The following is a 25,840-nucleotide window of genomic DNA, read 5'->3' as shown; positions in this document are numbered from 1 at the left end:
GCGGGGTCTCGATACGCCGCTGCGCGGCTACTCGACCAGCATGGAGCGCGCGCCCGCGGGGTCTCGATACGCCGCTGCGCGGCTACTCGACCAGCATGGAGCGCGCGCGGCATGCGCGCGCTGGTGCCCATGCCGATCGAGCAGCCCGCGCCCGGTACATGCTGATCGAGTAGCCCGCGGAGCGGGCGTATCGAGATCCGCCGCGATCGAGCCTCAGCCGGGAGGTGCACCCGCGTCGACGGCCGTCACCGGCGCCGCGTCCGGGTGCAGCAGGCGCCAGACGCGGTCGCGCGAGAGGGGCAGCGCGTGCGGCCGCACGCCGATCGCGTCGCGCACCGCGTTCGCGAGCGCCGGCGCCACCGGGTTGTACGGCGCCTCGCTCATCGACTTCGCGCCGAAGGGCCCGAGCTCGTCCGCCGTGTCGGCGAAGAGGACCTCCGTCGGCGGCACGTCGGCCATCTGCGGGATGTGGTAGTTCCGCAGGATCGCCGTCGTCACCGTGCCCTCGCCGTCGAGGATGACTTCCTCGTACAGCGCCGAGCCGATCGCCTGCGCGACTCCGCCCTCGACCTGCCCGCGGCACTGCGCCGGGTTGATCACGAAGCCCGCGTCCGCCGCCTGCACCGACTGCAGGATCCGCACCTCGCCGGTCGGCTCGTGCACCGCGACGCGGAACCCCTGCACGTTGAACGCCAGCGAGCGCTGCGCGCCGTCCTCGCTGCCGGTCGCCGAGACCGGACCGCCGGCGGCGAGCACCAGGTCGGCCCAGCTCACCCGGGTGCCGTCGGCGGCGAGCAGTCCCGCGTCGTCGGTCTCGAACTCGCTGCCGTCGTGGCCGGTCAGCCGCTTGGCGAGCGAGCGCAGATCGGCCAGCAGCCGCAGCGCCGCGCTGTAGACGGCCTTGCCGGCCACGACCGTCCCCGCGCTGCCGAACGCGCCGGTGTCGTAGCGGGCGGCGGCGGTGTCCGACTGGCGGATCCGCACCCGGTCGGCCGAGGCCCCGAACGCGCTCGCCACGAGCTGGGTGTGCACGGTCGTCGTGCCGTTGCCGAACTCCGCCGTGCCGACCCCGATCGTCAGCACGCCCTCGGCGTCGACCGAGACGGTGGCCTCCGAGAAGTGGCCGCGTGGGGGCAGAGTCGCGATCATCGCGACCGCCATGCCGCGCCCGGTGCTCCAGCCCGGACCCTCGGGGGCCGCGGTGCCGGTCGCGCGGTCGAGCGCCGCCTCGGCGAGATCGAGGCACTGGTCGAGTCCGTAGGAGGCGAAGCCGATGTCGTCCCCCTCCTCGTGCGTGACGACGAGCGGCTCGCCGGGCTTCACCGCGTTGATCCGCCGCAGCTCGAACGGGTCGATGCCGAGCTCGCGGGCCAGCTCGTCCATCGCCGACTCGATGCCGAAGATCACCTGGCCGAGGCCGTAGCCGCGGAACGCGCCCGAGGGCAGGTTGTTCGTGTAGACGGCCTGCGCGTCGACGCGCTTGTTCGGCGCGCTGTAGACCGAGACCGACTCCGAGGTGCCGTGGAACATCACCCCGGGGCCGTGGTTGCCGTAGGCGCCGGTGTCCGAGAGCACGTCGATGCTCATCGCGGTCAGCCTCCCGTCGCGGCGCGCGCCGAGCCGGACGTCCACCTGCATCGGGTGGCGGCAGGGCGCCATCGTGAACTCGTCGGAGCGGGTGAACTCGAACTGCACCGGCCGCCCGGTCGCGAGCACGGCCAGCGCGACGACGTCCTCCGTGAGGATCTCCTGCTTGCCGCCGAACCCGCCGCCGACCCGCGCCGTGAAGACGCGGACGCTCGAAGGATCGCGGTCGAAGATCCGGGCGATCTCGTCGCGGACGAGGAACGGCACCTGGGTGGAGGTGCGCAGCACCAGCTCGTCGCCCTCCAGCCAGCCGATGGTGCCGTGGGTCTCGAGCGCGGTGTGCGCGACGCGCGAGGTGCTCCAGCGTCCGTCGACCACCACGTCCGCCTCGGCGAAGCCCGCGGCGACGTCGCCGTGCTCGCCGTGCAGCTCGGCGACCACGTTCGAGCCGGGGTCGGCGATGCGCGAGGCGATCGGGTCCTTGTCGGCGTGCAGGAGCGGGGCGCCGGGCGCGCGCGCCTCCTCAGGATCGAAGACGGCCGGCAGCAGCTCGTACTCGACCTCGATCGCGCGGCAGGCGGCCTCCGCCACTCCCACCGACTCGGCGACCACGACCGCGATCCGCTGCCCGCGGAAGCGCACGACGGTGTCGAGCATCCGGGTGTCGTCCGGGTCGTCCAGCCGCGACTCGTGCCGGGCCGTGGAGTAGAGGATGTCGGGGACGTCGGCGGCGGTCAGCACGGCGACGACGCCGGGCATCGTCGCGGCCACGGCGGTGTCCATCGAGAGGATGCGGGCGTGCGCGTGCGGGCTCTGCAGCACCTTCAGGTGCAGCAGCCCGGGCACGGCGACGTCCAGCGTGTAGGGCTCCCGGCCGGAGACCACGCGGCGGCCGGCGGGGGCGCCGAGCGAGCGGCCCACCCGCGACTCGTCGGCGGTGGCGCGGCCGGTGCGGCGGACGGGCGTGAGTCCTTCCGGCTGGGCGCAGGCGTGCTCTACGACGGCCTCGCGGATCGGCCGGTAGCCGGTGCAGCGGCAGAGGTTGCCCTTCATCAGCCGGGGCAGGTCCTCCTCGCGCGCCCCCTCGAGCGCGCTCGCGGTGACGACCATGCCGGCCGTGCAGAAGCCGCACTGGAAGGCGGCGTGGTCGACGAACGCCTGCTGCACGGCGCCCGGCTCCTCGGGCGTGCCGAGACCGGCGGCGGTGGTGACCTCGCGGCCCTCGACGCGGTGCGCGGGGTAGAGGCAGGAGTGGAAGGGCGTGCCGTCGACGAGCACCGAGCACGCGCCGCAGTCGCCGGCGTCGCAGCCCTTCTTGACCTCGAAGTGCTCGTGATCGCGCAGCAGCGTCCGCAGCACCTGACCGGGGCGGGGCGAGGCGTCGACCGGCTCGCCGTTGACGGTGAACCTCATGCTGCGCCTCCCGCGCTCGGGCCCGGCGCGCCGGTCGGCTGCAGCTCGATCCGGATCTCCTCGGCCAGCACCCCCACGACCGCGCGCCGCCAGTCGGCCGCACCGTGCGGGTCGGTGAACCAGGTCGTGATGCCGTCGAGCGCGGCGGCGAGCTCGTCGGCGGAGGGGAGCGCGGGCCGGCGCAGCAGCTCCGGGCGGATCGTCGCGGCCGTCACCGCGAGCACGAAGGAGCCGTCGGCGTCGACGCGCCCGATGACGACCGCTCCGGAGCGGCCGAGCGGCGAGAGCGCGGTCTTGCGGTAGGCGGTCCGCGCCTCCAGCGCCCGGCGCGGGAACTCGATCGAGCGGATCACGTCGCCGTGGCCGAGCGAGGTGGTCATGTTCCCCGTCACCAGCTCGGCGACGGGCACGAGCGCGTCCGAGCCGTCCGCCCGCCAGATCAGGGCCTCGGCGTCGAGCGCCGCGGCGAGGCTGATCATCGGGCCGGCCGGGAGGGCGTTGGCGATGTTGCCGCCGACGGTCGCGACGTTCCAGATCTTGAACGAGCCGAGCAGCGCGGTGCAGCACTGGAAGAAGAGCGGGTGCGAGGGCCGGCCGCTGTCGGGCATCGCGGCGAGCTCGGCGAGGGTGCAGGTCGCGGCGATCGAGAGCCCCTCGGGCGTCGCGCGGTGCGGCTCCCAGCCGAAGCCCTGCAGATCGAGCAGCTCGTCGAGGTGGTCGTGCGGGAGCGAGAACACCCACGATCCGCCGCCGATCACCGCGGTGCGCGGCCCCATCGCGGCCAGGTCGGCGCGCTCGCGGACGACGCGCACCCGCTGGATCGTGTTCAGGTCCATGCCGCGCCCTCCGCTCCGTGCGCCGACGGCGCGCTCTCCTCAGTGAACCCCACCCGTATGACGCTCGTGTTTCGCACTGCGGCGATCACGGTCAGCCGAGCGAGGCGACCCACTCCGAGCTGCCGTCCACGAACGACTGCTCCTTCCAGATCGGCACGGTCGCCTTGATGTCGTCCACGAGCGCCGCGCAGGCCTCGAAGGCCGCGGCGCGGTGGGCGGAGGCGACGGCGCAGGCGAGCGCGAGGTCGCCGACCACCAGGTCGCCGACCCGGTGCACCGCGGCGACCCGCACCTCCGGGAACCGCTCGGCGATGCGCCGGGCCGAGGCGACCAGCGCGGCCGGCGCCTCCGGGTGCGCCTCGTAGGAGAGCCGCAGCACGCCGCGCCCCTCGTCGTGGTCGCGCACGACCCCGGCGAAGGTGACGACGGCGCCGTGGGCGGGGGAGTCGACGGCCTGCTCGCACTCGTCGACGGTGATGGGCTCGCGGGCGAGCCGGGCCAGGGCGACGGGATCAGCGGACATGGTCGCCTCCGCCGAGCTGGTCGAGGAGGTGGCCGATGACCGGATCGAGCACGTCGATGCCGTCGCGGACGCCGCCGGGGGAGCCGGGGAGGTTCACGATCACGCTCCGGCCGCTGACGCCCGCCCGGCCGCGGCTGAGCACGGCGGTCGGCACGTGCGCGGCGCCGCGAGCGCGGATCGCCTCGGCGAGTCCCGGCAGCTCGCGCTCGAGCAGCGGCGCGGTCTGCTCCGGAGTGACGTCGCTCGGCGCGACGCCGGTGCCGCCGGTGGTGATCACGACGTCCGTGCCCGCCGAGAGCGCGTCCGAGACGGCCTCGCCGACCGCATCGCCGTCGGCGACCACGACCACGCGGCCGCTCCAGCCTTGGCTCTCGAACCAGCTCAGCAGCGCGGGCCCGGTGCGGTCCTCGTAGACGCCGGAGGCGGCGCGGGTGGAGGCGACCACCGCGACCGCGGTGCGGCTCACGACCGGCTCCACGAGCCGCTCCGGCCGCCCTCTTTGGCGAGGACCCGGATGCCCGTGATCGCGGCGCCGCGGTCGACGGCCTTGATCATGTCGTAGACGGTGAGCGCGGCGACACTGACGGCGGTGAGCGCCTCCATCTCGACGCCGGTGCGGCCGCTCGTGCGGACGCGGGCCTCGATCCGGACCCGGTCCTCGCCCGGCTCGAGGTCGATGTCGACGCCGTCCAGCACCAGCGGGTGGCAGAGCGGGATCAGCGTCGAGGTGGCCTTCGCGCCCATGATGCCGGCGATGCGCGCCACGCCGAGGGCCTCGCCCTTGGGCAGCTCGCCCTGCGCGAGGAGGCGCACGACGTCGGGGGTCGTCTCGACGAACCCCTCCGCGACGGCGACCCGCGAGGTGACCTGCTTTCCGCCGACGTCGACCATGTGCACGGCGCCGTCGCCGCGGACGTGGGTGAGCGCCTTGTCCTCGCCCGTCCGGGCGCCCTCGGCGCCCTCGGTGGTCCCGGTCGTGTCAGTCATCGATCCTCCAGATCTCGACCGTGTCGCCGGTCGCGGCGTGCTCGGTCCCGATCGGGACGTGGATGAGCACGGTCGATCGAGCGTAGGACGCGAGCAGGTGGGAGCTCGGACCGCCGACGGCGTGCACGAGCCCTTCGTCGTCGAGGGTGCCGCGCCGGATCTGGTGCAGGTGCGCGGGGGAGTCGAGTGGAGTCGCCAGCCGGGCGCGCAGCCGCGGGCGCTCGGCCGGCACCCGGCCGGCGAGCGAGCGGAGCACGGGGCGCAGGAAGAGCTCGAACGACACCAGGGCGCTGACGGGGTTCCCCGGCAGCGACACGATCGGCAGGTGCAGGTCCTCGCGCACCCGGACGAGACCGAGGCCCTGCGGACCGCCGGGCTGCACGGCGACGTGGCCGAACTCGGAGCCGGCCGGGCCGAGCGCGTCGCGGACGACCTCGTAGGCCCCGGCGCTGACACCGCCGACGGTGATCGCGAGATCGACCCGGTCCGCGTGCGCATCGAGGAGCGCCAGGAGGTCCTCCGGCCGGTCGCTGCCGCACGGCGCCACCACGGGAAGGGCACCGGCCTCGCGGACCGCCTCGGCCAGCAGCGAGCCGTTGGCGTCGTAGATCTGCGCCTCCTCCAGCTCGGTGCCGGCCGCGCGGATCTCGTGCCCGGTCGGCACGACCAGCACGCGGACCCGGGGGAGCACCTCGACCTCGGTCAGCCCGAGCGAGGCGAGCAGGCCGTAGTGCGCGGCGCGGAGCACGGTGCCGGCCGGGAGCGCGAGCTCACCCTGCTTCGCGTCGCTGCCCCGGGCGCGGACGAAGGCCGCCGCGACGACCGGGCGCGAGAACGCCACGCGGGTGCCGGTGCTGCCCGGAGCGGGGAAGCGCGGCGGGTCGACGGTCTCGATCGCCACGACCGCGTCCGCGCCGGCGGGCAGCGGCGACCCCGTCATGATCGGCACCGCGGTGCCCTGCTCGTGCCGGGGCGCCCGGTCGCCGGCCGGGATCGGTGCTGCGACCGGCAGCGAGACGGGGCTGCCGGCCGTCGCTGCATCGAGGTCGGCCGCGCGCACCGCGTAGCCGTCCATCTGGGAGTTGTCGAAGCGCGGCAGGTCGAGTGGAGCGTCGACGGAGCGGGCGAGCACCCGGCGGTCGTAGGCGCCCGGGTCGGCGGCGACGGCGGCGGGATCGAGCACCAGCGTCTCGCGGGCGCCGCGCGTCGCCAGCGGCGAGAGCAGCGCGCGCACGCGGGCGGCGTGCAGATCGATCGAGGTCATCGGGTCCTCTCGGGCGTTCGCGACCGTGCGGGGGTCGCCTCTCGCCGGGCGCGGCGTTCCTGACCGGCGGCAGGGACGTCTCCATCTTGCCCGCTCCCGCCCTGATCCGGCGCGTAGTGTGGGCGGATGAGCACAGCACTGGGGATCCCCGGCATCCGGCCCCGCCCTCGCGGTGCGGTCCTGCCCGCCGAGCGGCCCGAGACCCCGCTCCTGCTCGACACCTACGGACGCGTCGCCGACGACCTGCGCATCTCGCTGACCGATCGCTGCAATCTCCGCTGCACGTACTGCATGCCGGCCGAGGGCCTGCCGTTCCAGCCGCCCGCGTCGCTGCTGAACCGCGAGGAGATCGTCCGCCTCGCCCGGATCGCCGTCGAGCAGTTCGGCGTCCGCCAGATCCGCTTCACCGGCGGCGAGCCGCTGCTGCGCAAGGACCTCGTCGACATCATCCGCGACGTCGCCGCGATCGAGCCGCGTCCCGAGATCTCGCTGACCACCAACGCGATCGGTCTCTCCGGCCGCGCGCAGGCGCTCGCCGACGCGGGCCTGGACCGCGTCAACGTCTCGCTCGACTCCATCTGCGCCGAGACCTTCGCCAAGGTCACCCGGCGCCCCTTCCTCGACCGGGTCCTCGCCGGGATCGACGCGCTCGGCCCCGCGGGCCTCAAGCAGACCAAGATCAACGCGGTCCTCCTGCCCGGCATCAACGACCACGAGGCGCCCGAGCTGCTCGCCTGGGCGCTCGCCGGAGGACACCAGCTCCGCTTCATCGAGCAGATGGCCCTGGACGCCGACCACGGCTGGGACCGCTCGACGATGATCACGGCGGCGGACATCCGCGGCCTGCTCTCGGAGCGCTTCGTCCTCACCCCGAACGCGGCGCCGCGCGACGGCGCCCCGGCCGAGCTGTTCGACGTCCGCGCGATCGGCTCCGACGAGCTGCTCGGCACGGTCGGGATCATCGCCTCCGTGACCGAGGCGTTCTGCGGCGACTGCCGGCGCACCCGGCTGACCGCCGAGGGGGGCGTCCGCAGCTGCCTCTTCTCCAACGAGGAGACCGACCTGCTCGGCGCGATGCGCTCCGGTGCCGACGACCACCACGTCGCGCAGCTCTGGCGCGGCGCGATGTGGGCGAAGCCCGCCGGCCACGAGATGAACCGGGCCGGCTTCGTCCAGCCCGATCGCACCATGAGCGCGATCGGCGGCTGAGCGTGCACGTCCGCTACTTCGCCGCGGCGAAGGCCGCCCTGGGGCGCGCCGACGACGAGATCGACGGCGTCGACGACCTGGCCGCACTGGAGGCCGCGCTGGTCGCGTCCGTCCCCTCCGCCGCCGACGTCCTCGCCCGCTGCAGCTACCTGATCGACGGAGTCTCCACGACCGACCGCGCGACCCTACTCCCCGCGGACGCCGCGGTCGACGTCCTGCCCCCCTTCGCCGGCGGCTGACCCGCCCGGTCCCGCAGCCGCCCGTCCGTCACACAGCCGCCCGTCGGATCTGCAGGTGCCCGTCGGATCTGCAGGTGCTCGTCGGATCTGCAGGTGCCGGTCCGTTCTGCAGGTGCCGGTCCGTGCTGCAGCCGCCTGTCCGATCTGCAGGTGTCCGTCCGATTCGCAGGTGCCTGTCCGATCTGCAGGTGCCCGTCCGATGTGCAGGTGATCCGGGTCCTCGCGGGCCGGATCATGCGGCAGAGCGAGACATCGAGCTCGGAAGACCTGCAGATCGGACAGGCGCGCCCGCAGAGAAGCCCCGGTGGTCAGCGCCAGCCGGCCATCCCGCCGAGCAGCGAGTCCGACGCGATCCCCGCCGCCGCCGCGCGCTCGGCCGCGATCCTCGACCGCACCCCCGACGCGCAGTGCAGCACCAGCGGCCCCGCGGGCAGCAGCGCAGGATCGAACCGCGACATCGGGAGTCGCACCGCGCCGGGGATCGCGACGGAGCGGTCCTCGTCGTCCTCCCGCAGATCCACGACCGTCGGCGGCGTCGGCCCGGCCAGTCGCGCGCGCAGCTCGTCGGCACTCACCGCCCCGGCCACCGCGCCCACCGCGGCGACCGGCGGCACGGCGCGCGCCAGCGGCAGCTCGCTCCACGACCCGTCCAGCGCGTCGTGCACCAGGACCCGCCCGAACAGCGGCTCGCCGACCCCCGTCACCAGCTTCGTCACCTCGCTCGCCATCGCCGAGCCGATCGTCGCGCACAGCGAGCCGAGCACCCCGACCGTCGCGCAGGAGTCGGCCGCGTCGGCGGCTCCGGGGTGCAGGGCGCGCAGCGTGACACCGCCGCCGGGCGCCTCGGACCAGAAGGTGGACAGCTGCCCGTCGAAGCCGAGCGCCGAGCCCCAGACGTGCGGGACGCCGGCCCGGGTCGTCGCATCGGAGGCGAGGTAGCGCGAGCCGAAGGTGTCGAAGCCGTCGACCACCACGTCCCACCCCGCGACGAGCGCATCGGCGTTCGCGCTGGTGAAGGAGACGGGGAAGGCGCGGGCGTCGATGCCGGGGAAGAGCCGGCGCGCGGTCGCCGCCGCGGACTCCGCCTTGGACGCGCCGAGCGAGGTCTCGTCGTGCGCCGTCTGCCGCGAGAGGTTCGACGCCTCGACCACGTCGCCGTCGACGATGCCCAGACGACCGACGCCCGCCGCGGCGAGCGCCGTGATCACGGGCGAGCCGATGCCGCCCGCGCCGAGCACGAGCACCCGCGCGTTCCGCAGCCGCCGCTGGCCGAGCTCGCCGAGCGGCGAGAGCCGGATCTGCCGGGCGAAGCGCTCGCGCTCGGCGGCGGTGAGCGGCGGTCCGGGCTCGACGAGCGGGGTCACCGCGACCCCTCCGCCGACACGCCCTCATCCGCCAGCTTCCACTGGCCCTCCACGGCGATCGCCGTGAACCCCACGGCCTCGTTGACGGCGAGCATCGGCCGGTTCTCCTCCGCGTTCCAGGTGTAGACGGCCCGGCAGTCCGGGTCGGCGGCGGCCAGGTGTTCGAGCGCGTCGAGCTTCAGCAGCATCCCGAGCCGGTGGCCGCGGTGCGCCGGCTGCACGAGCGTCGCTCCCCACAGCGCCGCGCGGCCGGGCAGCACGTCGACGGTGCAGTAGCCGACCGGCAGCCCGTCCCGCAGCGCGACCGAGGTCAGCTCCACCCGGCCCCCGGCGGTCGCCCCGAGCTCGTGCGCCGCGAGCCGCTCGCGGGTCCAGGTCTCCTCCGGCACCGAGAGCCCGGCCGTCGGCGCCTGCGCGGACATGCTCTCGCGCAGGGCGAGCATGCCGTCCACGAGCTCCTCCGGGGTCGCGCCGCTCCAGTGCCGCAGCTCGTAGCCCTCGGCGTGGTCCTGCGCACCGCGGCGCCGGGAGGCCGCGAGCACGGGGTCCAGCGGCAGCCGCACCACGCTGACCCGCTCCACCTGCTCCAGCACCCAGCCGCGGGAGGCGAGCCAGCGGGCACCGGGATCGTTTGAGGGGACGGAGCCGGCGCCCGAGCGCGCGGGCGTCCGCGGCCCCGAGCGGTCGGCGCGGTGCGCGGTCCAGGTCTGCAGCACGCTCCGGCCGAGCGCGTGCGCCTCCGCCGTCAGCCGCTCCAGCAGGGCGGCGCCGACGCCGTGCCCGCGCTCGCCGTCGAGGACGGAGAACGCCAGCCACGCCGCGTCGTCCACCTCCTCGGTGCTCCAGTGCAGCTCGCCGCTGCCGACCGCGCGGACCCCGTCGGCCGACACGATCTCGGCGAGGAACGCGCGCCGCGGATCGAACTCCTGCTGCTGCCACTCGCCGAGGTTCGTCTCGGCCGGGAAGCCGAGCTCGGCGGTTCCCGTGCCCTCCGCCTCGACGGCGTTGCCGATCGCGGTCAGGGTGACGAAGTCGTCCCAGCCCGCGGCGCCCGGGCGCTCGGGGATCGGCAGCTCGCGGATCCGGAGCGCGGGGTCGTGGGGGCTCGTCACCTCCCCAGTGTGCACGCCGCAGGGCCGCACCGCGCGGTTCCGCGGCGCGGAGCAGGCCGTCGAGTACCGTAGGGAGCGTTTTCGAGCGGAGCGAGGCGGCCGGGTGTACCTGAAGAGCCTGACCCTCAAGGGGTTCAAGTCCTTCGCGCAGCCGACCACGTTCGCCTTCGAGCCCGGGGTCACCTGCGTGGTCGGGCCCAACGGCTCGGGCAAGAGCAACGTCGTCGACGCGCTCGCCTGGGTGATGGGGGAGCAGGGGGCGAAGACCCTCCGCGGCGGCAAGATGGAGGACGTCATCTTCGCGGGCACCTCCACCCGCGGCCCGCTCGGCCGCGCGGAGGTCGCGCTCACCATCGACAACACCGACGGCGCCCTGCCGATCGAGTACACCGAGGTGACGATCAAGCGGACCCTCTTCCGCAACGGCGGCAGCGAGTACGCGATCAACGGCCGCGCCTGCCGCCTGCTCGATGTGCAGGAACTGCTGAGCGACTCCGGTCTCGGTCGCGAGATGCACGTCATCGTCGGCCAGGGCCAGCTCGACGCCGTCCTGCACGCGACCCCGGAGGAGCGGCGCGGCTTCATCGAGGAGGCAGCCGGCATCCTCAAGCACCGCCGCCGCAAGGAGAAGACCCTCCGCAAGCTCGACGCGATGCAGGCCAACCTCACCCGCCTCTCCGACCTGGCCGGCGAGATCCGCCGCCAGCTCAAGCCGCTCGGCCGCCAGGCGGAGGTCGCCCGGCAGGCGCAGACCATCGCCGCGGTCGTCCGCGACGCGCGGGCCCGCCTGCTCGCCGACGACGTCGTCACCCTCCGCACCGCGCTCGACGGCTTCGCGCGGACCGAGAGCGAGCGGCACAGCGAGCGGGTCGTGCTCCAGGAGCGCCTCGAGCAGAGCACGCTGCGCACCGCGCGGATCGAGTCCGAGATGGTCGGCGACGCCGTCGACGACGCGCGGCGCACCACGTTCGAGCTCGAATCGGTGCAGGAGCGGCTGCGGAATCTCGCGGCGCTCGCCGGGCAGCGCCTCGCCCTGCTCGAGGCGGAGTCGGAGCAGCCCGCCGTGCAGCCCCGCGTCACCGCGCCGATGGTCGAGGAGGCGCGCGCCGAACTCGAGCGCCTGCGCACGGCCGTCCTCGACGCCGAGACCGCGTGGACCGACTCGCAGCGGGCGACGGTGCAGGCTCGCGCCGCCCTGGACGCGGTCGACGAGGAGATCGCGGCGCAGTCGGCGCTGGTCTCGCGGTACGACCTCGAGCTGTCCAAGCTCACCGGGCAGGCCGACACCGCCGCCTCCCGTCTCGCGGCGGTCCGCGGCGAGGTCCTCCGCGCGCAGAACACTCTGGACTCCGCCGTGCAGCGCCGCGAGGCCGCCCAGCGCCAGCTGGACGCGCTGGAGGACGAGATCGGCGAGGCGGGCGGCGGCACCGACGGCACCCTCGACGAGGGCTACGAGCTCGCCCAGTCCGCGGTGTTCGAGGCCGAGGGCGAGATCGAGCGACTGCGGGAGGAGCTGCACGCGCTCGAGCGCGAGCGCGACGGCCTCGCCGCCCGCCGCAGCGCGCTCTCGCTCGCCCTCGACGTCTCCGACGGCTCCGCCGAGCTGATCGCCACCCGCCTCGACGGCATCCGCGGCCGGGTCGCCGAGCGGATCCAGGTCCGCGCCGGCTACGAGGCGGCCGTCGCGGCGGCGCTCGGAGCGGCCGCCGACGCCGTGCTCGCCGACTCCCCGTCGCACGCCGAGGCCGCACTCGACGAGGCGATCCGCCGCGAGCTCGGCCGGGTCGAGCTGCTGATCGGCGACGCCGCCCGTCCCGCCCTCGCGATCGAGGTGCCGGAGGGGGCGATCCGCGCCGGCGACCTGGTCACCGGTCCCGACGGCGTCCTCGCCCTCCTCGAGCAGGTCGTCGTCGTCGACGACCTCGACACCGCGCGGCGGCTCTGGCCCGCCCTCGCCGGCGGCGAGCACCCCGTCACCGTCGTCACCCGCGACGGCGCCTCGGTCTCGGACGCCGTGCTCAGCGGGGGAGCGGGCGGCCAGCGCAGCCGGCTCGAGCTGGTCTCCGAGCGCGACGCCGCCGCGAGCCGCCTGGAGGAGATCGAGGGCCGGATCGACCGCCTCCGCTTCGACCTCGCCGAGCAGACCGGCGCCCTGCGCGCCGCGAAGGAGCAGTCGCGCCTCGCCCTCGCCGCCCTCCGCGAGCACGACGCCGCCCGCGCCGCGCACACCGAGCGCCTCGGCCGGGTGCGCGCCCAGCTCGAGGGCGCCACGGCCGAGCTCGGCCGCGGAGAGAAGGCCCTCACCATCGCGACCGAGCGGGTCGGCGACGCCGAGACCGCCGCGCGGACGGCGAAGACCGAGCTCGACGCCGCTCGCGCGCGCCCCCGGCCGGTCCTCGACGCGAGCGCCCGCGACGGCCTCCAGCGGGAGGTCGACGCGGCCCGCGAGCGCGAGATCGAGGCGCGCCTGGGCGTCGAGACCGCGAAGGAGCGCGTCCGGGCCGAGCAGTCCCGCGGGGAGTCGCTCGACCGCCAGCTCGCCGTTGACCGCGCCGCCGCCGACGAAGCCGCCCGCCGCGCGGTCATCCGCCGGCGCCAGCACGACGCCGCGGCCGACGTCACCGGAGCGATCCCCGCGGTGCTCGCCTCCGTCGACCGCTCGGTGCAGCAGTCGCGCGCCGAGCTGCTCCGGGCCGAGACCGCCCGCTCGCAGCAGAACGAGGAGCTCCAGGCGCTGCGGCGCGAGGAGTCGGTGCTCCGCGACCGCCTGCAGAGCGTCACCGAGAGCGTGCACGGCCTCGAGCTGCAGATCTACGAGAAGCGCCTGCAGCTCACCGGCCTGCTCGAGCGCGCAGGCTCCGAGCTCGGCCTGGTCGAGGACGTGCTGGTCGCCGAGTACGGCCCCGAGGTCCCGGTGCCGGACGAGAGCGACGCCGAGGCACCCGCGCGCCCCTTCGTCCGTGACGAGCAGCGCCGCCGGCTGGAGAAGGCGGAGAAGCAGCTCGGCCAGCTCGGCCGGGTGAACCCGCTCGCCCTCGAGGAGTTCGCGGCGCTCGAGCAGCGCCACGTCTTCCTCACCGAGCAGCTGACCGACCTCACCAACACGCGGCGCGACCTGCTGACGATCATCGAGGAGCTCGACGAGACGATGCAGACCGTCTTCGCCTCGGCCTTCGACGACACCCAGGCCGCCTTCGCGGACGTCTTCCCCGTGCTCTTCCCCGGCGGCACGGGCAGCATCCGCCTCACCGACCCGGAGAACCTGCTCACCACCGGCATCGAGGTCGCGGTGCGGCCGGCCGGCAAGAAGATCGAGCGGCTGTCGCTGCTCTCGGGCGGTGAGCGCTCCCTCGCCGCGGTGGCCTTCATGGTCGCGATCTTCAAGTCGCGGCCGAGCCCGTTCTACATCATGGACGAGGTGGAGGCGGCGCTCGACGACGCCAACCTCGGCCGCCTGCTGAGCATCTTCCAGGACCTCCGGACCTCCAGCCAGCTGATCGTGATCACCCACCAGAAGCGCACGATGGAGATCGCGGACGCCCTCTACGGCGTCTCGATGCGGCAGGACGGCGTGTCGGCCGTGGTCGGCCAGCGCGTGGAGGCCCCGGCGGTCTGACGAGCCGTGCGCGGTCTGCGAGCACGCGGAGCTCAGCCCGGGCTGAGCGCCGCGCTACTCTGGGCCGCATGCGAGCAACCGTCCGGGATGTCGCCACTCGTGCCGGGGTGAGCCCGAAGACCGTCTCGAACGTCATCAACGGCGTCGTGTTCGTGAGGCCCGACACCCGGGAGCGCGTCGAGGCCGCCATCGCCGAGCTCCACTACGTGCCCAACCTCAGCGCGCGGGGGCTCCGCAACGGCCGCTCCGGTGCGATCGCCCTCGCGTTCCCCGACCTCACCACCGAGTACTCCGCCGCGATGCTCGACACCTTCGTGGAGGCCGCCCATGAGCGCGGGTGGTCGATCCAGATGGAGCAGACCGGCAGGCGACCCGACCGCGAAGGGGAACTGCTCTCGCGGGCGCGCGAGCACCTCATCGACGGCCTCGTCCTCAATCCGGTCAGCCTCAAGCTGAGCGCCATCGTCGGTACCGCCGAGCTGCCGCCGATCGTCGTGATCGGCGAGGTGGAGCAGGATCTCGTCGACAGGGTCGCCGTCGACAGCGTCGCCGCCGCTCGGGAGATGACCGAGCACCTCCTCGCGCGCGGCCATCGGCGCATCGCGGTCGTCGGGACGGACGGCCCCGACTCCGATCGGGCGTCGGCGCGAGCGAGGACGAAGGGCTACCGCGAGGCCCTGGCGGCCGCGGGTGTGCCGAACGATCCGGCCCTCGAGATCGTGACGGAGGACTGGGTTCCGAGCGCGGCCGGCGAGGCGTTCGCCCGCGCGCTCGACGCGGGGGTCGAGATGGACGCCGTCTTCTGCTTCACCGACTCCATGGCGGTCGGAGTTCTGAGCATCCTGTTCGCCCGGCACATCCGGGTGCCCGAGCAGATCGCCGTCGCCGGCTTCGACGACGTGCGCGGCGGCCGCTTCGCGTCCCCGCCGCTGACCACCGTGTCCTTCGACAAGCGCGCCTTCGCCGAGACGACGCTGTCGGTGCTCGCGGAGCGGATCGCCGACCGATCCCTCCCACCGCGCAGGATCTTCATCCCGCACGAGATCATCGCTCGTGCGTCCACCGCGACGGACCGAGCAGCGACGCACTGATTCTGCGAGGCGACGCGCACGAAGTCCTTGACTCACCGTTACAACGATGTAACGCTGCTCTTCAAGCGCTACGACCGACTCGCTCGCGGGCCGTCGAGCACAGTTGTCACGGGCGCTACCACACGACGAGGAGGTCGACATGGTGTCACCGTTCACCCGACGGGCGTTTCTGGGCGGTTCTCTCGCCGCGGCGAGCACTCTCGCTCTTTCCGGCTGCGCGAGCAGTCCGATCGGAGCCGGCCTCTTCGGCAGCCCGCTCAACCCCGAGCAGCTCATCTTCTGGAGCCTCTTCGGCGGCGGCGACGGCGTCCGGATGCAGGAGATGCAGGCGGGCTACGCGGACGCGAACGGCGGCCCCGGCTCGCTCCAGGCCACCGTCTTCGCGTGGGGCAACCCGTACTACTCCAAACTGACGCTCGCCACCGTGGGCAACAAGCCGCCGGACGTCGCGGTCGCGCACCTCACGCGGGCGAAGCCGCTGTACGACGGCGGGATCCTCGACCCGATCACGGAAGAGGACCTCGCCTCGGTCGGCATGTCCTCCGCCGACTTCAATCCGGCCTCCTGGGACGCCCAGAAGACGGACGGCACGACCATCGCGATCCCGCTCGACACCCACCCGCTCGTGATGTTCTTCAACTCCGACGTCTGCGGCCAGGCGGGACTCCTCGATCCGGACGGGAAGCTGAAGGACCTCACCGGCCTCGAGACGTTCGAATCCGCGCTCGGCGCGATCGCCGAGGTCACCGGCGGCACAGCGATCACCTTCGGGAACGTCAACGAGACGGCGACTCCCTGGCGTGTGTTCTGGACGCTCTACAACCAGATCGACGGCGTGACGCCGTTCCTCTCCGACAACGGAGCGACGATCTCGGTCGACGAGGACGCCTTCCTCCAGGTGACCACGAAGATCCAGGACTGGGTGAACAAGGGCTGGCTGAACACGGGCCTCGACTACGCCGGTGCGCAGACGGCGATGTTCACGGGACAGTCCGGCATCTTCCTCCAGGGGGAGTGGGAGATCACCACGGCGCAGTCGATCGAGGGCCTCACGTTCGGGATGGTGCCGGTTCCGCAGCTGTTCGACAGGCCGGCCGTGCAGGCCGATTCGCACACTTTCGTCCTGCCCCGCAAGGACCGCACACCCGAGCAGCGCCTGCAGGCGATGGGATTCATCAAGTCGATGCTCGACCAGGGCCAGACGTGGGCGATGGGCGGCCATGTGCCCGCATACCTCCCGACCCTCGAGAGCGCCGACTACAAGGCGCTCGAACCGCAGGCCGACTACTCGTCCGCGGCCGACTACGCCGTCTACGACGACCCGGCCTGGTACGGCGGATCAGGATCGACGTTCGAGGTCACCGTGGGCGCGCAGCTCGCCCTCGTCCAGCAGCTGTCGCTGTCGCCCGAGGGAGCCTTGAAGGCCATCAAGGATCAGCTCGCGATCTACACGAACACCCCCAGCCCCCTCTGACCTGCTCTCGACCGCTGACCCCTGGAGGTACAACGACGTGACCGCCGCACCTGCCCTCATCCGCCCCGCCCCGACATCGACGTCGAGCAGCGGCACCACGGGATCCCGCCGCACTCGCGGCGAGAGCCGGGGAGCCTGGCTCTTCATCGCTCCCTTCGGACTGTTCTATCTGGCCTTCCTCCTCGGGCCGGCCGTCTGGATGGTCGTCTCCAGCTTCTTCAACACCTCGACGGTGCGAACGGGTCTGGGCTCGTTCGCCGGGTTCGCGAACTACGCCGAGATGCTCTCGCGCGCCGACTTCTGGAGCGCGATGTGGCACACGCTCCAGTTCACGCTGTACACGGTTCCCCCGCTCGTGATCATCGCCTTCGTCTTCGCGATCCTCACCAACCGGGTCCGGCACGGGCAGTGGTTCTTCCGCCTCGCGTTCTTCCTGCCCTACATCCTCCCGTCAGCGACCATCTCGCTGATCTGGCTGTTCATCTTCACGCCGGGCACGGGACTGTGGGCGACTGCGCAAGGCTGGTTCGGCATCACCGGCGCGACCGGCGTCCTGGCGGATCCGAGCACCGCGATGATCGGCATCGCGATCGCCACCGTCTGGTGGACCCTCGGCTTCAACTTCGTCCTATATCTCGCCGGTCTCCAGGAGATCCCGCGTGAGCTGTACGAAGCCGCGGCCATCGACGGGGCGACGCCCTGGCAGCAGATCCGCTTCATCACGCTGCCGCTGCTGAACCGCACCACGACGCTCGTGATCCTGCTGCAGATCATCGCGTCCCTGAAGATCTTCGATCAGGTCTACCTGATGACGTCCGGCGGCCCCGGCATCTCGACCCAGGTCGCACTCTCCCTCGTCACGAACGTCGGCTTCACCGACAACCGCCTGGGCGCGGCCTCCGCCGCATCGGTCCTCCTCCTCATCGTCATCGTCGCCATCGCGCTGATCCGTCAGTACATCGACCGCGCTGCCACCCGAAAGGCGGCCTGATCATGGCCATCACCGACGCTCCTCGTGCCGCGAAATCGCCCATCTCCGGTGCGGCACCCCTGGCCAGGCCGACCGCGGCCCGTGTGGGCACGGGCAGCCGGACCTTCAGCACCGTCTCGACCACTGTGCTCATCGTCTTCGCGATCATCTGGCTCATCCCCAGCCTGTTCGCGCTCAAGACGTCTTTGACGGCCAATGGGGTGGCTGCTCTCGGTGCCCCGGCGATCATGAAGGACCTCAACCCCACCCTCTACTCGTACGCCACGCTCCTCCGAGCGGGCGACATCTGGAACTGGTACCTCGCTTCGGGCATCACCTCGGTCGTCACTGCCGTGCTGACCGTCCTCTTCGCCTCGATGGCGGCCTTCGCGCTGTCACGATTGACGTTCCGCGGCTCCAACGTCGTGCTGCTGCTCATCCTGTTCGGGATCATGATCCCCGGCCAGGTGCTGATCATCCCGATCTTCCAGGAGCTCGGCGCTCTCAACCTGCTCAACACCTACTGGTCGGTGATCTTCCCGCAGGTACCCGCCGCTATCGCGGTGTTCATCTTCAAGCAGTTCTTCGACGGGATCCCGAAGGAACTCGAGGAGGCCGCCCGCATCGACGGTGCCGGCCTGTGGAAGATCTACTGGTCGGTCATCATGCCGCTCTCGCGCCCCGTGATCGCGGCCGTCGTGATCCTCACGTTCGTCGGGGTGTGGAACAACCTCCTGCTGCCGCTGTTCGTGCTCTCGAACCCGAATCTGATGACCATCCCGGTCGGCCTCGCCACCGTGCAGGGCTCGTTCGGTCAGCGGTTCGCGGACATCCAGGCCGGCGCTCTGCTGGCGGCACTCCCGCTGATCGTCATGTACCTGGCGTTCCAGCGTCAGATCGTCGAAGGCGTCACCGGTTCGGGCCTCAAGGGCTGACCTCCGCTCCCGCCCCCGGGTGGGCACCCACTCTTCCTTCACACCTACGTCAGGAGCTCCATGCCCACGGCACACATCGTCATCGACCGCGACTTCACGATCGGCCCGGTGCCGCGTCGTCTGTTCGGCTCGTTCGTCGAGCACATGGGACGCTGCGTCTACACCGGCATCTACGAGCCCGGCCACGAGCAGGCCGACGAGCGAGGCTTCCGCCAGGACGTCCTCGAACTCGTCAAGGAGCTCGGCCCCACCGTCGTCCGCTACCCGGGCGGCAACTTCGTCTCCGGTTACAACTGGGAGGACGGTGTGGGCCCGGCGTCCGAGCGTCCCCGCCGCCTCGACGGCGCCTGGCACACGGTGGAGAGCAACGCCTTCGGGCTGCACGAGTTCGTCGACTGGTCGAAGGAGGCCGGCGTCGAGATCATGGAGGCCATCAACCTCGGCACTCGCGGCGTCGACGCGGCTCGCGAGCTCGTCGAGTACGCCAATCACCCTGGCGGCACGGCGCTGTCGGATCGCCGCATCGCCAACGGCGCCGCGGATCCGTTCGACATCAAGCTCTGGTGCCTGGGCAACGAGCTCGACGGCCCGTGGCAGATCGGCCACAAGACAGCCGACGAGTACGGCCGACTCGCCCAGGAGGCGGGCAAGGCGATGCGTTTCGTGGACCCGTCCATCGAGCTCGTGGCCGTCGGATCGTCCAACTCGGGGATGGAGACCTTCGGCTCGTGGGAGCACACGGTCCTCTCCCACGCCTACGACGAGGTCGACTACATGTCGATGCACGCCTACTACCAGGAGCACGACGGCGATGCGGCGTCGTTCCTCGCCTCGTCCGTCGACATGGACTACTTCATCGAGTCGGTCGTAGCGACCTGCGATGCCGTGCGGGCCAAGCGCAAGGCGAAGAAGTACATCAACCTCTCGTTCGATGAGTGGAACGTCTGGTACCAGTCGGGGCTCGACACCGACGACCAGCCGAGCGCCGTCTCGCAGTCGTGGCGAGAGCATCCCCGCCTCATCGAGGACACCTACAGCGTGACCGACGCCGTCGTCGTCGGCACCCTGCTCAACTCCCTGCTGCGACACGGCGATCGCGTCTCGATCGCCAACCAGGCGCAGCTCGTCAATGTGATCGCGCCGATCCGCTCGGAAGAGAACGGGCCGGCCTGGAAGCAGACGATCTTCTGGCCGTTCGCCCGGATGGCGGCGCTCGCGCAGGGGCAGATCCTGCGCACGGCCGTGACCTCCGACAAGGTCGACGCGGGAACCTTCGGCGACGCCGACCAGGTGGACGTCGCCGCGACCTACGACGCCGATCGCGGCGTCGTCGCGTTCTTCCTCGCCAACCGCGGACTCGACGACGCATCGGCCGTCTCGATCTCGCTGCACGGCTTCACGGGCGGCCGGGTGCTGCGCGCCGAACTGCTGGAGGTGCCGTCGGGTGGCACGCGCCACACGGCGAACACGCTCGAGGCGCAGGACGCCGTCGGGCTCGTGCCGCTCGCGGGAGTGGTGGTCGAGGGTTCGGTCGTGACACTGGAGCTGCCCGCGCTGTCGTGGGCGGTCGTGGAAGTGTCGGTGAGCGCGGCGTAGGGGAGGGGCCGGCGCCGTGGACGCGCGCGGACCCGCCCCGCGCCGCAGCTCGCCCCCCGCGCGCGCCGGTAGCCTGGGCGCATGGCAGAACGCAGCTCCTGGTCGCTCGGTCGCGCACTCCGCGGCCTGTTCGAGAAGCGCACGATCGACGACCAGACCTGGGACGACCTCGAGACCGCCCTGATCACCGCCGACTTCGGGCCGGACATCACCGAGGAGATGGTCGAGGACCTCCGCGCCAAGGTCGACCGCTACAACACCACCGACCCCCGCGACCTGCAGCGCATGCTCCGCGAGTCGCTCGAGGAGCGCCTCTCGAAGTACGACACGACGCTGAAGCTCAGCGAGCGCCCCGCCGTGATCCTCGTGGTCGGCGTCAACGGCGTCGGCAAGACGACGACCATCGGCAAGTTCGCCAAGTTCCTCCGCAACTTCGACCGGAGCGTCGTGGTCGGCGCCGCCGACACCTTCCGCGCCGCCGCGGTCGACCAGCTCGCCACCTGGGCGCAGCGCGCCGACGCGCAGATCGTCCGGCCGCAGCAGGAGCGCCAGGACCCGGCCTCCGTCGCCTATCAGACGGTCGAGTACGCCAAGACCCACGGCATCGAGATGGTCATCATCGACACCGCCGGCCGCCTGCACACCAAGGGCGGCCTGATGGACGAGCTCGGCAAGATCAAGCGCGTCGTCGAGAAGCAGGCGCCGATCTCCGAGATCCTCCTCGTCCTCGACGCCACCACCGGTCAGAACGGGCTGATGCAGGCCCAGGCCTTCATCGAGCACGCCGGCGTCACCGGCCTCGTCATCACCAAGCTCGACGGCTCCGCCAAGGGCGGCTTCGTCCTCGCCGTCCAGGAGAAGACCGGCATCCCGATCAAGCTCGTCGGCCAGGGAGAGGGCATCAACGACCTCACCGGCTTCACCCCCCACGTCTTCGCCGCCCAACTCGTCGCCTGACGCGTCCCTGCCCCTTCCCCTCCGCGAGATGCCACTTGTGCACGCGACACGCCGGGAAAGGCGCGCACAAGTGGCATCTCGCGGGGTGAGTCAGAGGCGTCGGGTCCGGAGTGCCTTGGCCAGGGGCAGGAGCTCCTCGTCGAGGATCTCGACGATCAGCTCGGGCTGGATGCGGAAGTACTCGTGGATGATCACGTTGCGGAGCCCCGCGATGGCCGCCCAGGGAACGCCGTCGAACTCGGCCAGAGCAGAATCGGGGAGTGCTCGCACGGCCTCTCCGATCACGGCGAGATTGCGCAGGACCGCGTCCAGCGCCATCCCAGCCATCGCGGTGTCGGCGCCGCTGAGGTAGGGCCGGTACTCGATGCAGCGGTCGATCGCCGCGCGGATGTCCGAGAAGCGGTCCTCCGGCGATCTGCTCACAGGGCGACCATGTCGCGGTGCGCTGTCTCCGAGACGGGTCTGCGGAGCAGCGACTCCGTCACCACGTCCACCCGCACCCCGAGGATGCGGCTGATCTCCTCGCCGATCCCCGCGACCCGCAGCAGGGCGTTGCCCCTGCCGTTCTCGAGGTCGACGAACAGATCGATGTCGCTGTCCGGACGGGCGTCGCCGCGAGCGACGGAGCCGAAGAGCCGCGGCTCGCGCGCTCCGTACCGGGCGAGGACCTCGTCCACTGCGGCGCGATGCGTCTCCAGCGCTCGGCGCAGGAGGACTGCTCGCACCGTGGCCGTGGACATGCGTCCAGGATACGAGGCGGGGTCACCCACCGCTGCCCCTCCTCGCGAGATGCCACTTGTGCACGCGACACGCCGTGAAAGGCGTGCACAAGTGGCATCTCGCGGAGAGAGGGAGGCGGGAGGCGCGGTCAGACCGCCTGGGAGAAGGTGAGGGCCGCGTCCGCCAGGTGGCGCAGGTGCTCCGGGACGGGCAGGCCCTTCGACTCCATCGAGCGGGCCCAGAGGCGGCCGGCGCGGTAGGAGGAGCGGACCAGCGGTCCGGACAGCACGCCGAGGAAGCCGATGTCCTCCGCCTCCTCCTTGATCGCCACGAACTCCTCCGGGTGCACCCAGCGGTCGACCGGCAGGTGCCGCGGAGTCGGGCGGAGGTACTGCGTGATCGTCACGATGTCCGTGCCCGCGTCGTGCAGGTCCTGCAGCGCCTGCGAGATCTCCTCGCGCTCCTCGCCCATGCCGAGGATGAGGTTCGACTTGGTGATCAGCCCCGCGTCGCGGCCCTGCGTCAGCACGTCGAGCGAGCGCTCGTAGCGGAACGCCGGCCGGATCCGCTTGAAGATGCGCGGCACCGTCTCGACGTTGTGCGCGAAGACCTCCGGCCGCGCGTCGAACACCCGCTGCAGGTGCTCGGCGCGCCCCGTGAAGTCGGGCACCAGGATCTCCACGCCCGTCCCCGGCGCCTGCGCGTGGATCTCGCGGATCGTCTCGGCGTAGAGCCACGAGCCCTCGTCCGGCAGGTCGTCGCGGGCGACCCCGGTGACCGTCGCGTAGCGCAGGTTCATCCGCGCCACCGACTCGCCCACGCGGCGCGGCTCGTCCGCGTCGTAGTCGGCCGGCTTGCCGGTGTCGATCTGGCAGAAGTCGCAGCGGCGCGTGCACTGCGAGCCGCCGATCAGGAAGGTCGCCTCGCGGTCCTCCCAGCACTCGAAGATGTTCGGGCAGCCGGCCTCCTGGCAGACGGTGTGCAGCTCCTCGTCCTTCACCAGCGACTGCAGCTGCCGGTACTCGGGGCCCATCACGGCCTTCGTCTTGATCCACTCGGGCTTGCGCTCGATCGGCGTCTCGGCGTTGCGGACCTCGAGGCGCAGGAGCTTGCGTCCGCCGATGTCGGCGCTCACGCGGCCACCCCCTCCGAGATCGCGGCCACGTCCACGAAGGCGGGCGCCGCCTCCCGGAACCGCGCCTCGACCCGCGCGCGCACCGCCGACATGGCGGGCGCCTCGCCGCGCTCGCGCTCGACGGTGGTGACGCCGGCGTCGGCGATGCCGCACGCGACGATGCGGGAGTAGGGCTCCAGGCTGTTCGAGACGTTGAGAGCGAAGCCGTGCATGGCGACGCCGTGCGCCACCCGGATGCCGATCGCGGCGATCTTGTCGGCGCCGCCCTCGTCCCGACGGATCCAGACGCCCGAGCGCCCGTCGACCCTGACGCCCGCGACACCCAGGTCGTCCAGCACGTCGATCAGCACGCCCTCGAGCGCGCGGACGTAGGCGACCACGTCCACCGGCTCGCGGAGGCGCATGATCGGATAGCCGACGAGCTGGCCGGGCCCGTGCCAGGTGAGGCGCCCGCCACGATCGACGTCGACGACGGGGGAGCCGTCGTCGGGGCGCTCGTGCGGCTGGGTGCGCTTGCCCGCCGTGTAGACGGCGGCGTGCTCGCAGAGCACGAGCGTCCCGGGCCGCGCGCCGGCGACGACCTCGCCGTGCAGCCGCCGCTGCAGCTCCCAGCCGTCGCGGTAGTCCAGGGGGTGTCCGGCGTCGCCGGCGAGGAGGGTCTCGATCATCCCGCCACCTTAGACGCCTTCTTGCACTCGGTACAGTTAATCGCGTCGGCCGCCGATCGTCCGACCTCCGAGCGGGCTCCGGTAGAATTCCCGGCATCATGGCTACTTTCGGCACCCTCTCCGATCGACTCGTCGAGACCTTCAAGAACCTGCGCACGAAGGGCAAGCTCTCGGCCTCGGACGTCGACGGCACCGTCCGCGAGATCCGGCGCGCGCTGCTCGACGCCGACGTCGCGCTCGACGTCGTCAAGGCGTTCACGGGCAAGGTGCGCGAGCGCGCCCTCGGCGACGAGGTGAACAAGGCGCTGAACCCCGCGCAGCAGGTCGTCCAGATCGTCAACGAGGAGCTCGTCGCGATCCTCGGCGGCCAGTCGCGCCGCCTCGAGTTCGCCAAGCGCCCGCCGACGGTCATCATGCTCGCCGGCCTCCAGGGCGCGGGCAAGACGACCCTCGCCGGCAAGCTCGGCAAGTACCTCGGCAAGGACGGCCACACGCCGCTCCTCGTCGCGGCCGACCTCCAGCGTCCCAACGCGGTGCAGCAGCTGCAGGTCGTCGGCGAGCAGGCCGGCGTCGCGGTCTACGCGCCGGAGCCGGGCAACGGCGTCGGCAACCCGGTCAAGGTGGCGCAGAACGCGATCCGCTTCGCGACCGACAAGCAGTACGACACGGTCATCATCGACACCGCCGGCCGCCTCGGCGTCGACGCGGACATGATGAAGCAGGCCTCCGACATCCGCCGGGTCACGAACCCCGACGAGGTCCTCTTCGTCATCGACGCGATGATCGGCCAGGACGCGGTCGCCACCGCGAAGGCCTTCCAGGAGGGCGTGGACTTCACCGGCGTCGTGCTGTCCAAGCTCGACGGCGACGCGCGCGGAGGCGCGGCCCTGTCGGTCGCGTCGCTGACCGGCCGCCCGATCCTCTTCGCCTCCACCGGCGAGGGGCTCGACGACTTCGAGCAGTTCCACCCCGACCGCATGGCGAGCCGCATCCTCGACCTCGGCGACGTGCTCACCCTCATCGAGCAGGCGCAGAGCGCCTTCGACGAGGACGAGGCGCGCAAGATCGCCGAGAAGATCATGGGGGACACGTTCACCCTCGACGACTTCCTCGGCCAGATGCAGCAGCTGCGCAACATGGGCTCGATCAAGAAGATGATCGGCATGCTGCCCGGCGCCAAGGGCATGCGCGAGCAGCTCGACCAGTTCGACGAGCGCGAGATCGTCCGCACCGAGGCGATCATCCAGTCGATGACCAAGGCGGAGCGGGTGAACCCGAAGCTGCTGAACGGCTCGCGGCGCCTGCGCATCGCGCGCGGCTCCGGCATGACCGTGACCGACGTCAACCAGCTCGTCCTCCGCTTCGAGCAGGCGGCGAAGATGATGAAGACCGTGGCCAAGGGCGGCATGCCGAACGTGCCCGGCATGGGTCCCGTGCCCGGTGCCGGCTACCAGGGCCGCCCGAAGCCGCAGAAGAAGAAGAGCAGCAAGTCGGGCAACCCCGCCAAGCGCGCCGCCGAGAACGCGGCGATCGGCTCCGCTCCGCAGTCGACGAACGCGGGCGGCTCGGGCTTCGGCCTGGGCGGCGGCGCGGGTGCGGGCGCGCAGCCGACGCCGGAGGAGCTCGAGCAGCTGCAGAAGCTCCTCGGCCGATGAGGGCGGCCCGCGCCGGTCTCGCGGTCGCCGCGGCGGCCGCCCTGGCCCTCGGCCTCACCGGCTGCTCCGAGGGCTCCGGAGTCGACGCCGCGTCGGCTCCGTCCCCGGACGAGCTGGTCGGCCGCTGGGTCACCGGGGTCTCCTACGAGTCGCCGGAGGTGCCGTTCCTGCTCCTCGCCGAGGACGGCACCTGGACCGGATCGGACGGCTGCAACGGCGTGCAGGGCGAGTGGTCGATCGATGACGAGGGATCGCTGAGCGTGGACGCGGGGCCGAGCACGATGATGGCCTGCGACGGCGTGGCGCTCCCCGCGATCTTCGCCGACGCGATGATGGCCTCGATCGACGGCGGCCGCCTCCGCCTCTTCGACGCCGACGGCGCGACCGTCGTCAAGCTCGCCCGCTCCACCACCGACGAGGCCCCCACCGCGTCCCCCGACCCGGCCGGCGAGTAGCCGCCCCGATCGGATCTCGATGCGCCCGCTGAGC

The 25,840-nt window shown here is 72.4% G+C and carries 23 protein-coding genes; 11 read left to right on the top strand and 12 right to left on the bottom strand.

Annotated features, from left to right (window positions below; genetic code table 11):
• Positions 1 to 213 precede the first annotated feature (213 nt).
• From HQQ82_RS02850 to glp, 6 genes are all read right to left on the bottom strand, one after another.
• On the bottom strand, positions 214 to 3,000 hold the full coding sequence (locus HQQ82_RS02850; RefSeq protein WP_173231564.1) for a molybdopterin-dependent oxidoreductase: 2,787 nt from the start codon (positions 2,998 to 3,000) through the stop codon (positions 214 to 216).
• On the bottom strand, positions 2,997 to 3,836 hold the full coding sequence (locus HQQ82_RS02845; protein ID WP_173231563.1) for an FAD binding domain-containing protein: 840 nt from the start codon (positions 3,834 to 3,836) through the stop codon (positions 2,997 to 2,999). The genes HQQ82_RS02850 and HQQ82_RS02845 overlap by 4 nt, the downstream gene beginning before the upstream one ends.
• 91 nt (positions 3,837 to 3,927) lie before the next feature.
• A complete protein-coding gene (locus HQQ82_RS02840) occupies positions 3,928 to 4,359 on the bottom strand; it encodes a molybdenum cofactor biosynthesis protein MoaE (RefSeq protein WP_173231562.1) in 432 nt (143 codons plus the stop codon).
• Positions 4,349 to 4,825: a MogA/MoaB family molybdenum cofactor biosynthesis protein gene (locus HQQ82_RS02835; protein WP_216848154.1), complete on the bottom strand. Its 477-nt coding sequence runs from the start codon at positions 4,823 to 4,825 to the stop codon at positions 4,349 to 4,351. The genes HQQ82_RS02840 and HQQ82_RS02835 overlap by 11 nt, the downstream gene beginning before the upstream one ends.
• Positions 4,822 to 5,250, bottom strand: coding sequence for a cyclic pyranopterin monophosphate synthase MoaC (gene moaC / locus HQQ82_RS02830; RefSeq protein ID WP_216848302.1), 429 nt, complete (start codon positions 5,248 to 5,250; stop codon positions 4,822 to 4,824). Before moaC ends, HQQ82_RS02835 begins: the two co-directional genes overlap by 4 nt.
• A gap of 88 nt (positions 5,251 to 5,338) precedes the next feature.
• Entirely contained in the window at positions 5,339 to 6,610 is a 1,272-nt protein-coding gene (gene glp / locus HQQ82_RS02825; RefSeq protein WP_173231559.1) for a gephyrin-like molybdotransferase Glp, read from the bottom strand.
• A 126-nt stretch (positions 6,611 to 6,736) separates the two neighbouring features.
• Between glp and moaA the strand changes: the two genes are divergently transcribed.
• On the top strand, positions 6,737 to 7,819 hold the full coding sequence (gene moaA, locus HQQ82_RS02820) for a GTP 3',8-cyclase MoaA (protein WP_173231558.1): 1,083 nt from the start codon (positions 6,737 to 6,739) through the stop codon (positions 7,817 to 7,819).
• A gap of 2 nt (positions 7,820 to 7,821) precedes the next feature.
• Complete coding sequence (locus tag HQQ82_RS02815) at positions 7,822 to 8,058, top strand: MoaD/ThiS family protein (RefSeq protein WP_367947782.1); 237 nt, start codon at positions 7,822 to 7,824, stop codon at positions 8,056 to 8,058.
• 308 nt (positions 8,059 to 8,366) lie between these two features.
• On the opposite strand, the gene HQQ82_RS02810 is transcribed toward HQQ82_RS02815, so the two are convergent.
• Together HQQ82_RS02810 and HQQ82_RS02805 are read right to left on the bottom strand one after the other, a co-directional pair.
• Complete coding sequence (locus HQQ82_RS02810; RefSeq protein WP_173231557.1) at positions 8,367 to 9,422, bottom strand: HesA/MoeB/ThiF family protein; 1,056 nt, start codon at positions 9,420 to 9,422, stop codon at positions 8,367 to 8,369.
• Positions 9,419 to 10,534, bottom strand: a complete 1,116-nt coding sequence (locus HQQ82_RS02805; protein WP_173231556.1) for a GNAT family N-acetyltransferase — start codon at positions 10,532 to 10,534, stop codon at positions 9,419 to 9,421. The genes HQQ82_RS02810 and HQQ82_RS02805 overlap by 4 nt, the downstream gene beginning before the upstream one ends.
• A gap of 103 nt (positions 10,535 to 10,637) precedes the next feature.
• Here HQQ82_RS02805 and smc point away from each other — a divergent pair, with 103 nt between their 5' ends.
• The 7 genes from smc to ftsY all read left to right on the top strand — a co-directional run bounded on the left by smc (position 10,638) and on the right by ftsY (position 21,173).
• Positions 10,638 to 14,150 carry a chromosome segregation protein SMC gene (smc, locus tag HQQ82_RS02800; protein ID WP_173231555.1) on the top strand — a complete coding sequence of 1,171 codons (3,513 nt, stop codon included), beginning with the start codon at positions 10,638 to 10,640 and terminating at the stop codon, positions 14,148 to 14,150.
• A gap of 68 nt (positions 14,151 to 14,218) precedes the next feature.
• Positions 14,219 to 15,241 carry a LacI family DNA-binding transcriptional regulator gene (locus HQQ82_RS02795; RefSeq protein ID WP_173231554.1) on the top strand — a complete coding sequence of 341 codons (1,023 nt, stop codon included), beginning with the start codon at positions 14,219 to 14,221 and terminating at the stop codon, positions 15,239 to 15,241.
• Between the two features lie 139 nt (positions 15,242 to 15,380).
• Entirely contained in the window at positions 15,381 to 16,715 is a 1,335-nt protein-coding gene (locus HQQ82_RS02790) for a sugar ABC transporter substrate-binding protein (RefSeq protein ID WP_173231553.1), read from the top strand.
• 37 nt (positions 16,716 to 16,752) lie between these two features.
• Complete coding sequence (locus tag HQQ82_RS02785; RefSeq protein ID WP_173231552.1) at positions 16,753 to 17,706, top strand: carbohydrate ABC transporter permease; 954 nt, start codon at positions 16,753 to 16,755, stop codon at positions 17,704 to 17,706.
• A gap of 2 nt (positions 17,707 to 17,708) precedes the next feature.
• The gene (locus HQQ82_RS02780; protein WP_173231551.1) at positions 17,709 to 18,620 is read left to right on the top strand and encodes a carbohydrate ABC transporter permease; all 912 of its coding nucleotides are present in this window, start codon (positions 17,709 to 17,711) and stop codon (positions 18,618 to 18,620) included.
• 60 nt (positions 18,621 to 18,680) lie between these two features.
• Positions 18,681 to 20,216, top strand: coding sequence for an alpha-N-arabinofuranosidase (locus HQQ82_RS02775; RefSeq protein ID WP_173231550.1), 1,536 nt, complete (start codon positions 18,681 to 18,683; stop codon positions 20,214 to 20,216).
• 81 nt (positions 20,217 to 20,297) lie between these two features.
• Complete coding sequence (gene ftsY / locus HQQ82_RS02770; RefSeq protein WP_173231549.1) at positions 20,298 to 21,173, top strand: signal recognition particle-docking protein FtsY; 876 nt, start codon at positions 20,298 to 20,300, stop codon at positions 21,171 to 21,173.
• 90 nt (positions 21,174 to 21,263) lie between these two features.
• Here ftsY and HQQ82_RS02765 read toward each other — a convergent pair whose 3' ends face one another.
• The 4 genes from HQQ82_RS02765 to lipB form a co-directional block, all read right to left on the bottom strand.
• Positions 21,264 to 21,596 (bottom strand): HepT-like ribonuclease domain-containing protein, encoded by a 333-nt coding sequence (locus HQQ82_RS02765; RefSeq protein WP_173231548.1) that lies wholly within the window; start codon positions 21,594 to 21,596, stop codon positions 21,264 to 21,266.
• Positions 21,593 to 21,913: a nucleotidyltransferase family protein gene (locus HQQ82_RS02760; protein WP_173231547.1), complete on the bottom strand. Its 321-nt coding sequence runs from the start codon at positions 21,911 to 21,913 to the stop codon at positions 21,593 to 21,595. Before HQQ82_RS02760 ends, HQQ82_RS02765 begins: the two co-directional genes overlap by 4 nt.
• Positions 21,914 to 22,041: 128 nt before the next feature.
• On the bottom strand, positions 22,042 to 23,028 hold the full coding sequence (gene lipA / locus HQQ82_RS02755; RefSeq protein WP_173231546.1) for a lipoyl synthase: 987 nt from the start codon (positions 23,026 to 23,028) through the stop codon (positions 22,042 to 22,044).
• Positions 23,025 to 23,696, bottom strand: a complete 672-nt coding sequence (lipB, locus tag HQQ82_RS02750; RefSeq protein ID WP_173231545.1) for a lipoyl(octanoyl) transferase LipB — start codon at positions 23,694 to 23,696, stop codon at positions 23,025 to 23,027. The genes lipA and lipB overlap by 4 nt, the downstream gene beginning before the upstream one ends.
• A 98-nt stretch (positions 23,697 to 23,794) precedes the next feature.
• On the opposite strand from lipB, the gene ffh reads away from it, so the two are divergent.
• Positions 23,795 to 25,351 carry a signal recognition particle protein gene (gene ffh, locus HQQ82_RS02745; protein WP_173231544.1) on the top strand — a complete coding sequence of 519 codons (1,557 nt, stop codon included), beginning with the start codon at positions 23,795 to 23,797 and terminating at the stop codon, positions 25,349 to 25,351.
• Positions 25,348 to 25,806, top strand: coding sequence for an META domain-containing protein (locus HQQ82_RS02740; protein WP_173231543.1), 459 nt, complete (start codon positions 25,348 to 25,350; stop codon positions 25,804 to 25,806). The genes ffh and HQQ82_RS02740 overlap by 4 nt, the downstream gene beginning before the upstream one ends.
• The last annotated feature ends 34 nt before the right edge of the window (positions 25,807 to 25,840 follow it).

The organism is Rathayibacter sp. VKM Ac-2856, from assembly GCF_013205055.1.
In the GTDB taxonomy this organism is placed as follows: domain Bacteria; phylum Actinomycetota; class Actinomycetes; order Actinomycetales; family Microbacteriaceae; genus Rathayibacter.
The sequence above is the reverse complement of the archived record's forward strand: the minus strand, read 5'-3'. Positions and strand labels throughout refer to the sequence as shown.

What these genes read in the sequence shown, in the direction of transcription:
- HQQ82_RS02850 (WP_173231564.1), bottom strand. Translation starts at nt 3,000, where the DNA reads ATGAGGTTCACCGTCAACGGCGAGCCGGTCGACGCCTCGCCCCGCCCC.
- HQQ82_RS02845 (WP_173231563.1), bottom strand. Translation starts at nt 3,836, where the DNA reads ATGGACCTGAACACGATCCAGCGGGTGCGCGTCGTCCGCGAGCGCGCC.
- HQQ82_RS02840 (WP_173231562.1), bottom strand. Translation starts at nt 4,359, where the DNA reads ATGTCCGCTGATCCCGTCGCCCTGGCCCGGCTCGCCCGCGAGCCCATC.
- moaC (WP_216848302.1), bottom strand. Translation starts at nt 5,250, where the DNA reads ATGGTCGACGTCGGCGGAAAGCAGGTCACCTCGCGGGTCGCCGTCGCG.
- glp (WP_173231559.1), bottom strand. Translation starts at nt 6,610, where the DNA reads ATGACCTCGATCGATCTGCACGCCGCCCGCGTGCGCGCGCTGCTCTCG.
- moaA (WP_173231558.1), top strand. Translation starts at nt 6,737, where the DNA reads ATGAGCACAGCACTGGGGATCCCCGGCATCCGGCCCCGCCCTCGCGGT.
- HQQ82_RS02795 (WP_173231554.1), top strand. Translation starts at nt 14,219, where the DNA reads ATGCGAGCAACCGTCCGGGATGTCGCCACTCGTGCCGGGGTGAGCCCG.
- HQQ82_RS02790 (WP_173231553.1), top strand. Translation starts at nt 15,381, where the DNA reads ATGGTGTCACCGTTCACCCGACGGGCGTTTCTGGGCGGTTCTCTCGCC.
- HQQ82_RS02780 (WP_173231551.1), top strand. Translation starts at nt 17,709, where the DNA reads ATGGCCATCACCGACGCTCCTCGTGCCGCGAAATCGCCCATCTCCGGT.
- HQQ82_RS02775 (WP_173231550.1), top strand. Translation starts at nt 18,681, where the DNA reads ATGCCCACGGCACACATCGTCATCGACCGCGACTTCACGATCGGCCCG.
- ftsY (WP_173231549.1), top strand. Translation starts at nt 20,298, where the DNA reads ATGGCAGAACGCAGCTCCTGGTCGCTCGGTCGCGCACTCCGCGGCCTG.
- HQQ82_RS02760 (WP_173231547.1), bottom strand. Translation starts at nt 21,913, where the DNA reads ATGTCCACGGCCACGGTGCGAGCAGTCCTCCTGCGCCGAGCGCTGGAG.
- lipB (WP_173231545.1), bottom strand. Translation starts at nt 23,696, where the DNA reads ATGATCGAGACCCTCCTCGCCGGCGACGCCGGACACCCCCTGGACTAC.
- ffh (WP_173231544.1), top strand. Translation starts at nt 23,795, where the DNA reads ATGGCTACTTTCGGCACCCTCTCCGATCGACTCGTCGAGACCTTCAAG.
- HQQ82_RS02740 (WP_173231543.1), top strand. Translation starts at nt 25,348, where the DNA reads ATGAGGGCGGCCCGCGCCGGTCTCGCGGTCGCCGCGGCGGCCGCCCTG.